Origin of the sequence: Flavobacterium sp. 20NA77.7 (genome assembly GCF_031326205.1) — a bacterium.
In the GTDB taxonomy this organism is placed as follows: Bacteria; Bacteroidota; Bacteroidia; order Flavobacteriales; family Flavobacteriaceae; genus Flavobacterium; species Flavobacterium nakdongensis.
Window position 1 is genome coordinate 803,973 of the sequence record NZ_CP133721.1, and the last position, 15,366, is coordinate 819,338.

General features: G+C 32.3%; 12 protein-coding genes. 7 read left to right on the plus strand and 5 right to left on the minus strand.

Annotated elements, in window-relative coordinates:
* Positions 1–46: 46 nt before the first annotated feature.
* Together RF683_RS03465 and RF683_RS03470 are read left to right on the plus strand one after the other, a co-directional pair.
* Positions 47–658: a DEAD/DEAH box helicase gene (locus tag RF683_RS03465; RefSeq protein WP_309532823.1), complete on the plus strand. Its 612-nt coding sequence runs from the start codon at positions 47–49 to the stop codon at positions 656–658.
* Between the two features lie 129 nt (positions 659–787).
* Positions 788–2,422 carry an ABC-F family ATP-binding cassette domain-containing protein gene (locus RF683_RS03470; RefSeq protein ID WP_309532824.1) on the plus strand — a complete coding sequence of 545 codons (1,635 nt, stop codon included), beginning with the start codon at positions 788–790 and terminating at the stop codon, positions 2,420–2,422.
* 2 nt (positions 2,423–2,424) lie between these two features.
* Here RF683_RS03470 and RF683_RS03475 read toward each other — a convergent pair whose 3' ends face one another.
* From RF683_RS03475 to rplS, 5 genes are all read right to left on the minus strand, one after another.
* Positions 2,425–3,087, minus strand: coding sequence for a thiamine diphosphokinase (locus tag RF683_RS03475; RefSeq protein ID WP_309532825.1), 663 nt, complete (start codon positions 3,085–3,087; stop codon positions 2,425–2,427).
* A 67-nt stretch (positions 3,088–3,154) separates the two neighbouring features.
* A complete protein-coding gene (locus RF683_RS03480) occupies positions 3,155–3,979 on the minus strand; it encodes a DUF4249 domain-containing protein (RefSeq protein ID WP_309532826.1) in 825 nt (274 codons plus the stop codon).
* Between the two features lie 11 nt (positions 3,980–3,990).
* Positions 3,991–6,363 carry a TonB-dependent receptor gene (locus tag RF683_RS03485; RefSeq protein ID WP_309532827.1) on the minus strand — a complete coding sequence of 791 codons (2,373 nt, stop codon included), beginning with the start codon at positions 6,361–6,363 and terminating at the stop codon, positions 3,991–3,993.
* Between the two features lie 109 nt (positions 6,364–6,472).
* Complete coding sequence (locus RF683_RS03490) at positions 6,473–8,692, minus strand: NADP-dependent isocitrate dehydrogenase (protein ID WP_309533145.1); 2,220 nt, start codon at positions 8,690–8,692, stop codon at positions 6,473–6,475.
* A gap of 206 nt (positions 8,693–8,898) precedes the next feature.
* The gene (gene rplS / locus RF683_RS03495; protein WP_298657840.1) at positions 8,899–9,249 is read right to left on the minus strand and encodes a 50S ribosomal protein L19; all 351 of its coding nucleotides are present in this window, start codon (positions 9,247–9,249) and stop codon (positions 8,899–8,901) included.
* A gap of 224 nt (positions 9,250–9,473) precedes the next feature.
* Between rplS and tgt the strand changes: the two genes are divergently transcribed.
* From tgt to dnaB, 5 genes are all read left to right on the plus strand, one after another.
* Positions 9,474–10,604 carry a tRNA guanosine(34) transglycosylase Tgt gene (gene tgt / locus RF683_RS03500; protein ID WP_309532828.1) on the plus strand — a complete coding sequence of 377 codons (1,131 nt, stop codon included), beginning with the start codon at positions 9,474–9,476 and terminating at the stop codon, positions 10,602–10,604.
* 15 nt (positions 10,605–10,619) lie between these two features.
* Positions 10,620–11,696 carry an LptF/LptG family permease gene (locus RF683_RS03505; RefSeq protein ID WP_309532829.1) on the plus strand — a complete coding sequence of 359 codons (1,077 nt, stop codon included), beginning with the start codon at positions 10,620–10,622 and terminating at the stop codon, positions 11,694–11,696.
* Positions 11,683–12,603, plus strand: a complete 921-nt coding sequence (locus RF683_RS03510) for a DMT family transporter (RefSeq protein WP_309532830.1) — start codon at positions 11,683–11,685, stop codon at positions 12,601–12,603. Before RF683_RS03505 ends, RF683_RS03510 begins: the two co-directional genes overlap by 14 nt.
* Positions 12,604–12,682: 79 nt before the next feature.
* The gene (locus RF683_RS03515; RefSeq protein ID WP_309532831.1) at positions 12,683–13,639 is read left to right on the plus strand and encodes an acetyl-CoA carboxylase carboxyltransferase subunit alpha; all 957 of its coding nucleotides are present in this window, start codon (positions 12,683–12,685) and stop codon (positions 13,637–13,639) included.
* A gap of 147 nt (positions 13,640–13,786) precedes the next feature.
* Positions 13,787–15,346 carry a replicative DNA helicase gene (gene dnaB / locus RF683_RS03520; protein WP_298657825.1) on the plus strand — a complete coding sequence of 520 codons (1,560 nt, stop codon included), beginning with the start codon at positions 13,787–13,789 and terminating at the stop codon, positions 15,344–15,346.
* Positions 15,347–15,366 lie beyond the last annotated feature (20 nt).

Here is a 15,366-nt window from a genome sequence, read left to right on the forward strand (position 1 = left end):
TGGGTAATTGGTTACCTATTGCCTTTTGCCCATTACCATAGAAAAAATGCAATTAAAAAAAATAAATCCACACCTTCAGCAAGCATTAGTAGAACTAGGATTAGTAGAAGCAAATGAAATCCAAGAAGAAACATTTTCCGTTATTAAAAGTGGTGCTGATGTAGTTGTTCAAGCTGAAAAAGGCACGGGAAAAACCACTACGTTAGTACTTAACGTAATTCAAAAGTTGGAAAAAGCACATCTGCTTTCACCGCGTGCCTTAGTATTTTCAGAAAATAAGGAACGTGTTTTAGAACTAGAAGAGCGCTTTAAGCAATTCGCAAAATATACCGATTTACGTATCTATGCAGTACATGATAAAAGTGATTTAGATTATGACAAAAATCAAATTTCTGTTGGAATTGACATTTTGATTGGCACTCCAACACGATTAAATGATATGTTTAGTACAGCAGGATATGATGTAAATCAATTAAAAATGTTTGTTGTTGACGATGCAGATGCAATTGCAAAAGTAAGATTAGAGGCAAAAATTAAAAGAATTTCAGACAGCATAGCTAAAACACAACGAATACTTTTCTGTGAAGTTATTTCAGAACGTGTAGAGTCTTTGGCCGACCAAATTATGGTTGAGCCACTTTTTTTTGAAATGGATTAATTAGCAATAATCATACAAAAACCGAATATAATCAATTGTCTAATTGACTAATTCAGCTATATTTGCACCTTTCAAAAATTTAGTAACTCGTTTTTATAACTTTTTACTTTTATAACTTTTTACTTCAAAATGATTACAGTTAATGATGTTGCCGTAGAATTTGGCGGAACCACTTTATTTAGTGAGGTTACTTTTGCAATTAATGAAAATGATAAAATAGCCCTCATGGGTAAAAATGGTGCAGGAAAATCAACTTTATTAAAAATAGTTGCAGGTGAAAATAAACCTACACGTGGCGGAATTTCGGCACCAAGTGATGCTGTAATAGCTTATTTACCACAGCATTTATTAACGGCCGATAATTGTACTGTTTTAGAGGAAACTTCTAAAGCGTTTGCGGATGTATTGAACATGAAAAAGGAAATAGATTCGCTTAACGAACAATTAACTACTCGTACCGATTATGAAAGTGATGCCTACATGAAATTGATAGAGCGTGTTACGGAACTTTCTGAAAAGTTTTATTCTATTGAAGAAGTAAATTATGAAGCTGAAGTAGAAAAAGTATTAAAAGGATTAGGGTTTGAAAGAGAAGATTTTACTCGTTTAACTTCTGAATTTTCAGGCGGATGGAGAATGCGAATTGAATTGGCAAAAATACTATTAAAACAACCTGATTTAATACTTCTAGATGAACCAACAAATCATTTAGACATGGAAAGTATTCAGTGGTTAGAAGATTTTCTAATTAATCAGGCTAAAGCGGTAATGGTTATTTCGCACGATAGAACGTTTGTAGATAATATTACAAATAGAACTATTGAAGTAACGATGGGCCGAATTTATGATTATAAAGCTAAATATTCCGATTATTTAGAATTGAGAAAAGATAGAAGAATACACCAACAAAAAGCCTATGATGAGCAACAAAAATTTATTGCAGAAAATCAGGCATTTATTGAGCGTTTTAGAGGAACTTTCTCCAAAACAGAGCAAGTGCAATCTAGGGTTCGTATGTTGGAAAAACTAGTCTTAGTTGAAGTTGATGAAGTGGACACATCCGCATTAAAATTAAAATTCCCACCTTCGCCACGTTCAGGTCAATACCCAGTAGTTGTTGAAGCATTAACTAAACAATATGGAGACCATGTCGTGTTTAATAATGCGAATATGGTTATTGAAAGAGGACAAAAGGTAGCCTTTGTGGGTAAAAATGGGGAAGGAAAATCAACTATGATAAAAGCTATTATGGGAGAAATCGACTATGATGGCGGGAAAATAGAGATAGGGCATAACGCTCAAATTGGATATTTTGCACAAAATCAGGCAGCATTATTAGATGGAGAATTAACCGTTTTTGATACTATTGACAGAATTGCAGTAGGAGATATTCGTACGAAAATTAAAGATATGTTAGGCGCTTTTATGTTTAAAGGCGATGACATTCAAAAGAAAGTTAAAGTACTTTCAGGGGGTGAAAAAACGCGTTTAGCAATGATAAAATTGTTACTAGAACCTGTGAACGTGTTAATTTTAGATGAGCCAACAAATCATTTAGATATGAAAACCAAAGACATTATTAAAGATGCTTTACGTGATTTTGATGGGACGTTAATTTTAGTGTCACATGACCGTGATTTCTTAGATGGTTTAGCTCAAAAAGTGTTTGAATTTGGTAATAAGCGTGTCAAAGAACATTTTGAAGACATTAAAGGCTTCTTGGCTTACAAAAAAATGGAATCCTTAAAAGAAATTGAAAAATAATATCAATCTAGACTTTCTATAAGCAGCAAATGCCCTTCTTTATGCGAAATTTGAACAATTCCATCTTCAGAAACATGATTGCTACTGCCTGTTCGAAGTCCTAATTCAAGTTCTTCATTTTGAAGCACATAAAATAAGTTTTCTGTAGTAATTCCTGTTACTTTCCCAATTGGGATTAAAGATAGAATAGTATTTTTAGTATACCATTTTGTAAATTGATTAGGGAGTAAATGGATTTTGGAATGATCATCAAAAATTACTATTTTAAGTTGCTCTCTATATTGAACAATAGTAGTTAAATTAACTAGCGTATGGTCAGCTCGTTTACCAGTCGCCCAAACTACATTTACGGCTTTATGTCCTTTTTCTATTAAAAAATCAAAGGCTTTTTCTAAATCGGTTTTGTCTTGATTGGGTGTGTGAATAATTTCTAAAGGGAATTGCTCATTCTTGTAAATATAAGGGTCAAATTCTCTATCAAAATCTCCTAAAATTACATCTATTTTTATTCCTAATTGTATAGCACGTTCTACAGCGCTGTCTAATACAATAACATAAGGCGACCATTCTAGGAGTTGGCCAAGTAATTCTTCACTACATGACGCACCATTAGCTATAATTAATGCAGGTTCTTGATCATCGCGAACAATGTGATGTGAAGACATAAATTATTTTTTACTTCAAAGTTATGAGTTGTATTTTAAGTATCCAATTTTTCAAAAAGAATTTCAATTATTGAACGGTATATTCTTTTACATCAACTTCAGACAATCTAAAATACCCTAATGCATAATCTTCAGAATTTGTAGTATTTACAATGTTGCCTTTTACTGTAGCAGGAGGCGTGCTAAAAGGACCATTGCTTAAGCCTCCTGAAACGCCAATTAAAATATTCATATAATTAAAATAGCTTTGAGAGATGCCGTGTAGCGTAAATTTTATATGTTGTCCTGTCGCTATATCTTGCCCAAAAATTAAAGAAAACATAGGATTACCATTGGTGAATTCGTCATTAAAAACACCATATAAGGGGTAAGGTCTGAAAGGAACTTGATACTGTTCTAAATAAAAGTTTGCTTCGTTTGGGTTGTCCAAAAAATTATATTTTAGTTCGATTTGATTTCCTGTAAAACCAGCATTATTACGTTGCTCCACAGTTGTAATAGTTGGCACAGCATATAATTTATCAGTAGCAGTATAGTTTTTACCATTGTAAGATACAAATAATGTATAGGTTCTATTGATTGCAGGAACAAAATTAGAACACACATATTTTCCCGTATTTGGTACTTCATTAAAAGTAAATACAGTTCCATTTGAATCAACTACGGTTACATTTGCGCCATTTGCCGCAGGAACGGTGTTAGCATAATAACTACCAGTAGTACTCAGGTAAATGGTTTGTTCATTACCTAATGTCCCTTTTTGCCATTTTAAAGAAGCATCTATAACCAGTCTTGGTTCACCAGATTCTAAATTAACATTTATCACCTCTTCACAACCTGCTAAATTGAAACAAATACAAAGTGCGACTAGATATTTTATATATGTAAACATAGTACTATTTTTTAAAATTTAAAATTATAGGTAACGCTTGGTACCATACCAAAAATTGATAATCTAACCGCTTCATTTTTTCCACTATCTGAATTTTGTCTAAAGTTAATTGCAGCAGCATTTTTTCTACCATAGACATTATAAATACTAAAAACCCATTCGCTTTTATAGGTTCTATTTTTGTTTTTTGAAGATTTAAATGTGGCTGACAAGTCTAGTCTGTGATAGGTTGGTAAATTATTTTCGTTTCTGTTTCCATACACTGGAACAGTAATTCCTTGATACTGGTATTGTCCTTTAGGAAACGTTACAGGTTGTCCTGTTTGAAGTGCAAAAATACTTCCAAAACTCCATTTTTCAGATAGTTCATAAGAAGTGGTAATGGATAAATTATGTGTTTTATCCCAACCAGTTTTGTACCATGCACCATTGTTAATTCCTATTTCGTTAGGTGTTCTACCAGCAGTTTGTTGTTCAGAGCGTGACAATGTATAAGAAATCCACCCGTTCCATTTACCTTCATTTTTTTTAGCCATAATTTCTAGACCATACGCTCTAGATTTTCCTGCCAATACCACTTGTTCAATGGCTTCATTTGCAATTAAATCGGCTCCATCAATATAATCTAAGCGGTTTTTTACTTTTTTATAAAAAGTTTCTACTTCAAGTGTATAGGCTCCATTTTTTATATTCTTGAAATAGCCAAAAGCATATTGATCTAAAATTTGAGGTTTTAAAAAAGTATCACTTGGAGCCCAAACATCTAAAGGAGTAGGGGATTGCGTGTTTGAAATTAAATGCAGGTATTGTGACATTCTATTATAACTTGCTTTAACAGATGAATGGGCTGAAAATGTATAGGCTAAAGAGATTCTTGGTTCCCAATTAGCAAATTGAGCCATAATTTCATTTTTGCCGTATGATTTGGTTCCAATAGGAGTTGCTTTTTCATAAATTTTTAATTCTTCATTATAAAAAACAGCTTGATTGTTTTGATATATATTAACTGTTTCTTGTCCTAATCGGTAAAAAAGACTATATCTTACACCATAGTTAATAGCCAATTTGTCAGTTATTTTTTGTTCGGCATCAATGTAAAATGATGGTTCTAACGCTTGCTTTTTCGCTAATTGTTTAGGATTAATACTTGAAGTGGCATCTATAGGTTCAATTTTTCCTGGATTAAATGTATAATAAACGGCATTTGCACCATAAAATAATTTTACTTTTTCAGTTAAATAATGTTTAAAGTCATATTTAAAATTATAGTTTTTGATACCGCTATCCCAATTGAAACCTATAAAGTCTAATGTAAGACCATAATAATAATCACTGTAGATAATAGACATATTTGAAAATAATTTATCTGAATATAAATGATTCCATCTTACATTTAAAACCGCATTTCCATAGGTATTTACAAACTGATTATTTAAACTAAATACGTCTCTTCCAAAATAGCCCGAAAGATATAAATTGTTATTTTCGTTTAGTTTATAATTTAATTTTGTGTTTAAATCATAAAAATAAGCTGTATTTTGGTTGTCGGTTAGTTTTAAGAATAAATGTGCGTAGCTGCTTCTTCCAGCAATTAAAAATGAACTTTTGTTTTTAACAATGGGACCTTCTGCTAAAAGTCTACTCGAAACGAGTCCAATTCCACCATTCATGTGAAATCTATTGCTGTTTCCTTCTTTTTGATAAATATCTAATACCGAAGCTACACGTCCACCGTATCTTGCAGGTATTCCACCTTTAAATAATTTTAAATCTTTGATTGCATCCGCATTAAAAACAGAGAAAAAACCAAATAAATGTGACGAATTATAAATGGTAGCCTCATCTAGTAATATTAAGTTTTGATCTGCAGCGCCACCTCTTACATTAAAACCAGACTGACCTTCTCCTGCATTGGTAACACCTGGTAATGTTAAAATTGATTTTATTATATCAACTTCTCCTAAAATGGCAGGCATTTGTTTAATTTGGGCTATAGATAACTTATTGACACTCATTTCTGGTTTGTCAATTTTTATTGATTTTGAATTAGCAGAAATAACAACTTCTTCAATTTCTTTGCTTTTTTCTTTAATTACAAATATTTTTTTAAGATTTGAACTCAATACTACTTGTTCTGAAATAGATTCATATCCGAGTGCATTAATTGCGATAGTATAGGTTCCTTTTTGAAGTGATATAGCGAAAAAGCCATATTCATTTGACTGTATAATATATTGAGCTGAACCAGTACTTATTTGCAGTGTAGCTCCAATGATAGTTTCATTGCTCTTAGCGTCAATAACTGTTCCATTTAAAGTAAACTTCTCTTGTGAATATACAGTTTGTAGCAGTAGAAAAGTTAATAATACTAGTGTTTTTTGCATTTGATTTTGTATTTGTGCAAATTTCGAATAAAAAGTTTCAAGTAAGTGTTAATTTGAGGTTAATAAAAAAGACGGCATGTAGCCGCCTTTTTAATCATGTAATTAGCTTTTATATCTTGTCAATGATACTGTTTAATGTGCTACTTGGTCTCATCGCTTCATTTAACAACGTTTCATTTGGATGGTAATAACCACCAATTGTTTGTTTTTTTCCTTGAGCCGAAATTAATTCCACATCAATTTTCGCTTCATTTGCTGTTAATTCATTTGCTATTGGTGTAAAAACAGCCTTCAATTCTTGGTTTTTATTTTGGGAGGCTAAGGCTTGAGCCCAATACAAAGCAATGTAAAAATGCGAACCTCTGTTGTCTAATTGACCTACTTTTCGAGCAGGAGATTTATCGTTTGCTAAGAATTTTTCAGTAGCTTCGTCAAGTGTTTCAGACAAAACCATAGCTTTCTCATTTTCAAGTGTTTGACCTAAGTGTTCTAAAGAAACGCCTAAAGCTAAAATTTCTCCTAATGAGTCCCAACGCAAGTACCCTTCTTCAATAAATTGTTCCACATGCTTAGGTGCTGAACCTCCAGCTCCAGTTTCAAATAAGCCACCTCCATTCATTAAGGGTACAATAGATAACATTTTAGCAGATGTGCCTAATTCTAAAATTGGAAATAAATCTGTTAAATAATCACGTAAAACGTTACCAGTAACAGAAATAGTGTCTAATCCATTTTTTAAGCGTTCTAAAGTAAATAAAGTAGCTTCAATAGGATTTAGAATTCGAATATCTAATTCGGTTGTGTCATAGTTTTGTAAATAAGCAGTAACTTTTTTGATGATTTCTCTATCATGTGCACGATTTTCGTCTAACCAAAATACTGCAGGTGTTTGTGATAAACGGGCTCTATTTACGGCAAGTTTTACCCAATCTTGTATAGGTGCATCTTTAGTTTGACACATTCTAAAAATATCTCCAGCTTCTACTTTTTGTTCCATAAACACAGTTCCATTTCCATCTGTAACTTTAACAGTACCGTTTTCTTTTAGCTGAAATGTTTTGTCATGTGAACCATATTCTTCTGCTTTTTGAGCCATAAGACCTACGTTAGGCACACTACCCATTGTTTTAGGGTCAAAAGCACCATTCTTTTTACAAAAATCAATAGTTGCTGTATATAAACCAGCATAACATCTGTCTGGGATTAATGCTTTAGTGTCTTCTGGTTTTCCTTCGGCATTCCACATTTGTCCAGAAGTTCTAATCATAGCAGGCATAGATGCATCAACAATAACATCAGATGGTATATGAAAATTAGTAATACCTTTATCAGAATTTACCATGGCAACTGCAGGTCCTTGTTGTAATGCGTTTTGTATAGCTTGTTCAACTTCACCTTGCATGGGGTGTCCTGCAATTTTTGCATATACATCGCCTAACCCATTTTTGGTATCAATATTTAATTCTTTAAATAAATCTGCATATTTTTTAAAAACATCTTCAAAATAAACTTCAACAATAGCACTAAAAATAATTGGGTCAGAAACCTTCATCATAGTTGCTTTTAAATGCACAGATAATAATATACCTTTAGCTTTTGCATCGGCAATTTCTTTTTTAGCAAATGCTTTTAGTGCTTTTAGACTCATTACTGATGAATCGATAACCTCACCAGCCTTTAAAGAGCTCGCATTTTTAAGTATAGTACTTGAACCTGAGTCAGTAACAAATTCAATTACAAATTGAGTGTCATTTTTAACCGTAACGGATTGTTCGCTTCCATAAAAATCACCATCTTGCATGTGTGCCACTTCTGTTTTTGAATCGGCAGACCAAGCTCCCATGCTGTGTGGGTTCGTTTTTGCGTAGTTTTTCACTGCTTTTGGTGCACGTCGATCAGAATTTCCTTCTCTTAGTACAGGATTCACAGCCGAACCAAGTACTTTAGCATACGTTGCTTTTATGTTTTTTTCTGTATTGTTTTGTGGATCTTCTGGATAATTAGGAACCGCATATCCTTGCGCTTGTAATTCAGAGATAGCTTCTTTTAATTGTGGAATTGAAGCTGAAATATTTGGTAACTTAATAATGTTTGCTTCAGGCGTTGTGGCTAATTGACCTAATTCAGCCAAAGCATCACTTACCTTTTGAGTGTCAGTTAAATATTCGGGAAAGTTAGCTAAAATTCTTCCTGCTAATGAAATGTCTCTTGTTTCTACATCAATTGCAGCTGTTTTTGTGAATGCTTTGATAATAGGTAAAAACGAATGTGTAGCTAGCATAGGCGCTTCATCCGTAATTGTATAAATAATTTTTGCCTTAGACATGATAGTGTTTGTTTAGTTGTAAAATTTGAAGTACAAATATAATGAATTTAACAGTTTTCAAATGAATTTAAAGGGTAGAAAATTGATAATTAGTGATTTGATAAAAAAAAGCCAAAAAAATGAAAAGTTGGTAATTTTTTTAAACTTAAATTAGTAAATAAAAAAATCCCGAACAAGTCGGGATTTTTTTATAAGTAACAAGGAAAAGATTAAGCTCTTCTTTGTTTGATTTTTGCTTTTTTACCAGTAAGGTCTCTAAAGTAGAAGATACGTGCTCTACGTACTTTACCTCTTTGGTTAACCTCAATAGATTGTAATGCTGGCATATTAATAGGGAAGATACGTTCAACACCTACTGCTCCAGACATTTTTCTAATAGTAAAAGTTTCTGTTAAACCAGTTCCTCTTTTTTGGATTACAACTCCTTTAAAGAACTGTGTTCTTGTTTTTTCACCCTCTTTAATTTCATAGTACACAGTGATAGTGTCACCAGCATTAAAGGTAGGAAAATCTTTTTTTGTTACAAATTCGCTTTGTACGAAATCAACTAAATTTGACATAGTTAAAAATCTAAAATATTAAGTCTAAGCAACATACACGTCTTTCGCCAGAGGTTGGTTAAAGTGGGTGCAAATTTACAGCTTTTTTCTAATTCTGCAAATTTAAATTACTTTGTTTTTGCAATACAGAAGAATGTTAATTCCTACTTAAATTTTTAAAAGTTCTAATTTGTAGCTTCTAACTTCCAACTTTTAAAAGTATATTTGCCCATTATTTTCAAAGTATGAAGTTCGATTTAGTTAAGAAAGATACACAAAGCCAAGCAAGAGCAGGAGTTATGACGACAGATCATGGCGTAATTGAAACACCTATCTTTATGCCTGTAGGAACAGTTGCTTCTGTAAAAGGAGTGCACCAAAGAGAATTAAAAAACGACATAAATCCTGATATTATTTTAGGTAATACCTATCATTTATATCTTAGACCTCAAACTTCAATATTAGAACAAGCAGGTGGTTTACATAAATTTATGAATTGGGATAGAAATATCTTAACAGACTCGGGCGGATACCAAGTGTATTCGTTATCTTCAAATCGAAAAATTAAGGAGGAAGGGGTGAAATTTAAATCTCATATTGATGGTTCCTACCATTTTTTTTCACCTGAAAGTGTAATGGAAATTCAACGAACAATTGGTGCAGATATTATTATGGCATTTGATGAGTGCACACCTTACCCTTGTGATTATCGATATGCACAACGTTCTATGCACATGACACATAGATGGTTAGATAGATGCATCAACCATTTAGATAAATTACCTTTTAAATATGGATACGAACAAACATTTTTCCCGATTGTTCAAGGAAGTACATATAAAGATTTACGTCAGCAATCTGCTGAATATATTGCAAATGCAGGTGCTCAAGGAAATGCTATTGGAGGATTATCTGTAGGTGAGCCTGCCGAAGAAATGTACGCCATGACGGAAGTGGTTACGGCTATTTTACCAGAAGATAAACCTAGGTATTTAATGGGAGTTGGTACTCCTATAAATATATTAGAAAATATAGCCTTAGGAATTGATATGTTTGATTGTGTTATGCCGACTAGAAATGCTAGGAACGGCATGTTGTTTACAGCATATGGGTCAATTAATATCAAAAATAAAAAATGGGAAGCTGATTTTTCGCCTATTGATGAAATGGGACATACATTTGTTGATTTAGAATACTCAAAAGCCTATTTAAGACATCTTTTTTCAGCTAACGAATTTTTAGGTAAACAAATAGCAACCATTCATAATTTAGGTTTTTACATGTGGTTAGTTCGTGAAGCTAGAAAACAAATTATAGCAGGAACGTTTAGACAATGGAAAGATAAAATGGTAGTGCAAATGAACCAACGTTTATAAATTAAGGTTTAGTAAATGAAAATATTAGATTGGTATATATTAAAACGGTATTTGATTACTTTTTCAGTAATGATAGTAATGTTCATTCCTATTGGAATCATTATTGATGTCTCTGAAAAAATTAATCGAATGATTGAAAACAAGGTGGCATTTAAAGATGTAGCCGTCTATTACGCTGGTTTTACGGTTTATTTTGCTAATTTATTATTCCCTATTTTTCTTTTTCTATCTATAATTTGGTTTACATCTAAACTAGCAAATAACTCAGAAATCATATCTATTTTGAGTTCGGGAATTTCTTTTAATAGATTCTTAAAGCCTTATTTGATAGGTGCTTCAATAATTTCACTAGGGGTGCTGTTAATGGGTTTTTTTATTTTGCCAAAAGCCAGTGAAAAATATTGGGATTTTAGATATACCTATTTAATCAAGAATCAAGAAAATATTCAATCGGCAGATATTTTTAAACAATTATCTAAAAACGAATATATTTATGTGGCCAATTTTAATGTGCTTTCAAAAACAGGCTTTGATGTAGTGTATGAAAAATTTGAAGGTAATAAATTAGCTTATAAAATTACGGCAAACCGAATGAAATATAATGAGCGCACTAAGGATTATACGTTATTTGGTTATGTGAAAAGGAATATTGGTATTCAAAATGATTCGTTCGAGAAAGTAGAACGAAAAACAATCAAATTGAATGTTACGCCAAAAGATTTAACCCCCACAATATATGTGGGAGAAACGATGAATGTATTTGAACTCTATGACTATATCAATAGAGAAAAGAGTAGAGGAAATGCAAAAGTCGATGTGTATTTAGTCGTTTTATATAAACGCTTTAGTAATCCTATTTCGGCCTTTATATTAACCATTATTGCTGTTGCGGTATCGGCTATGAAGCGTAGAGGAGGAATGGGTATAAATTTAGCAATAGGTATTAGTATTGCTTTCGCATTTATTTTCTTTGATAAAATATTTGTCAATTTAGCTGAAAAATCAAGTATTCCTCCTATTGTAGCTGTATGGCTTCCCAATGTGTTATTTGGAATATTAGCTTATTATTTGCTTAAAAATGCCAAACGATAATTTAAAACACTACCTTCATTTACACATTATTGTGTTCATTTGGGGATTTACAGCTATTTTGGGCGCCTTAATTTCCTTAGATGCTTTACCACTTGTTTGGTGGAGAATGTTACTAGCTGTTTTGTTAATTTTTATTTATATTTTCTTTAAAAAACAATCGCTGGCAATAAGACTTAGAGATATTTTGTTATTGCTGTTATCTGGTTTAATCATTGCCGTACATTGGTTTACTTTTTTTAAGGCAATTAAGATTTCCAACATATCTATTACCTTAGCTTGTTTGGCAACAGGCGCACTCTTTGCTTCTTTTTTAGAACCATTATTTTACAGGACAAAAATAGTTTGGTACGAACTTTTATTCGGTTTATTGGTACTTGTAGGTTTATATTTTGTTATAGATGCTTCCGAACCCAATTTTATTGAAAATAGTTTGCATTCCAATATTTCAAATACCATGTTAGGAGTGTTTACCGCTTTAACTTCTGCTTTTTTATCAGCATTATTTTCAGTAATAAACGGACAATTCGCAAAACGAATTCAACCTACTATTATTTCATTTTATGAACTTTTGGGAGGAGTGTTATTTTTTACACTATTTTTAGCCTTAAATGGACAATTCACAAGCTCTTTTTTTATGTTGAAAACTGAAGATTTGTTTTGGTTGTTTATTCTAGCGTCTATTTGTACCGCTTATGCGTTTATTGCTTCGGTAGGTGTAATGAAATATTTATCACCCTACACCGTAATGCTTACAATTAATTTAGAGCCTGTGTATGGAATAGCTTTAGCTGTAGCTATTTTTGAAGCCAAAGAAAAAATGGGACTGGGATTTTATGTAGGCGCAACCATTATACTTATCACCGTCATTCTGAATGGCTTAATACGAAGTAGGAAAAAAAATGAGTAGTTTTATTTTATAAAATTTATTCAAGTTACATTAAAATTATATCTTTGTAGTTACAAACAAATTAAACAAAATTACTTTTATGGAATATTTAGATTTTGAATTACCAATAAAAGAGCTTGAAGATCAGCTGGATAAATGTGTTGTGATAGGTCAAGAGTCTAGTGTTGATGTGTCAGATACATGTAAACAAATTGAAAAAAAATTAGAAGAAACGAAACGAAATATTTATAAAAATCTAACGGCTTGGCAACGTGTACAATTGTCTCGTCACCCAAGTAGACCTTATACGTTAGAGCATATTACAAATCTAACTAACGGAACTTTTTTAGAGCTTTTCGGAGACAGAGGTTTTAAAGATGACAAAGCAATGATTGGGGGGTTAGGTAAGATTAATGGACAATCCTATATGATTATTGGTCAGCAAAAAGGTATAAATACCAAGATGCGTCAATACAGAAATTTTGGAATGGCTAATCCAGAAGGGTATAGAAAAGCGTTACGTTTAATGAAAATGGCTGAAAAATTTGGCATTCCAGTAGTAACATTAATTGATACTCCCGGGGCTTATCCAGGTTTAGAAGCTGAAGAGCGTGGACAAGGAGAAGCAATTGCAAGAAATATTTTAGAAATGGTTCGCTTAAAAACACCTATTATTACTGTAATTATAGGCGAAGGAGCTTCAGGTGGTGCGTTAGGAATAGGTGTAGGTGATAGAGTATATATGTTAGAAAACACATGGTATTCTGTAATTTCACCAGAATCTTGTTCGTCTATCTTGTGGAGAAGTTGGGAATTTAAGGAACAAGCTGCTGAAGCACTTAAATTAACTTCTTATGACATGAAGAAGAATAAACTAATCGACGACATTATTCCAGAACCTCTTGGCGGTGCTCATTTTGATAGAGAAACTACTTTTAAGACGGTGGAGCAATACATTACAAAAGCCTATAACGAATTAAAAGATTTATCAACGGCTGAATTAGTAGCACAACGTATGGATAAATACAGCAAAATGGGAGAGTTTAAAGAAAAATAAAATTTAAATTTTCTATAATTAAACTATCAAATCCGAAGCTAATCACTTCGGATTTTTTTAACATATTAACAAACAAAAATAACTTGTCAACAGGTTAATTTGATAAGTAAATGATAACCCTATTTTAAAAAAGACTATATTCGCTTTATGGAAAAATCAATACAAATAAGCCCCATAAAAGTAGATAAAAGTACATTAATCAATTTAGAAAAAGGCAAACTACCACCACAAGCTGTAGATGTAGAAGAAGCGGTATTAGGAGCCATGATGATTGATAAAAAAGGTACAGATGAAGTAATTGATATACTGCATCCAGAAGCTTTTTATAAGGATGCTCATAAGTATATTTTTGAAGCAATTGTACAATTGTTTCATAACTCTCCTCCACAACCAATTGACTTATTAACAGTTTCTGCTCAATTAAAAAGAAATGGAAAATTAGAATTGGCAGGAGGCGATTTGTATCTTATTCAGTTAACACAAAAAATTGCTTCTTCCGCACACATTAATTTTCACGCAAGAATTATTCTTCAAAAATTTATCCAAAGAAGTTTAATCGGAATTTCTAGTGGTTTAATTGAAGATTGTTATGATGAAACCATGGATGTATTCGACTTATTAGACAAAGCCGAATCTAATTTATATGAAATAACACAAGGAAACCTTAAAAAAGGGTATGAAACGGCGCAGAGTTTAGTTAATCAGGCAAAACATCGAATAGAAGAAATTTCAAATAAAGAAGGACTATCTGGAATCCCAACAGGTTTTAAAAAATTAGACGAATTAACTTCTGGTTGGCAACCTTCAGATTTAATTATTATTGCAGCTCGTCCGGGTATGGGTAAAACCGCGTTTGTATTATCCATGGCTCGTAATATTGCTATAGATGGTAATGCACCGGTAGCTCTTTTTTCGCTAGAAATGTCATCTGTTCAGCTTATTACACGTTTAATTTCCAGTGAAACAGGACTTTCTTCAGAAAAATTAAGAAAAGGAAATTTAGAACCACATGAATGGGAACAATTAAATGTAAAAGTTAAAGATTTAGAAAAAGCACCTTTATACATTGACGATACACCTTCTTTGTCAATTTTTGATTTAAGAGCTAAGGCAAGACGTTTGGTTTCTCAGCATGGCATTAAACTTATTGTTATCGATTATTTACAGCTTATGTCTGCTGGTAATAGCGGTAAAGGAGGCGGTAATCGTGAACAAGAAATTTCAACTATTTCAAGAAATTTAAAAGCCTTAGCCAAGGAGTTAGAGGTTCCAGTGATTGCCCTTTCACAGCTGTCTCGAGCTGTAGAAACTCGTGGTTCTAGTAAAAGACCATTGCTGTCTGATTTACGTGAATCGGGTGCCATTGAACAAGATGCGGATATCGTTTCATTTATCTATAGACCAGAATATTATAAAATTGATACTTGGGATGATGATGAAGCTTCACCTACTACAAATCAAGCCGAATTTATTGTAGCTAAACACAGAAATGGTAGTTTGGATAACATTAGATTAAAATTCTTAGGGCAGTTTGGTAAATTTGACAACTTAGATGAATTTACATCTAATTTTGATGAAATGCCATCTAAAATGAATTTGGATGCTCAAGCTAATCCATTTGCGACACCAAATTTACCTTCTCCAAATGAAGCGTTTGGAAGCGCCATGAATTCTAGTTCCTTTGATCAAGGTGATGTGCCATTTTAATACAATTAACTAAACCTAAT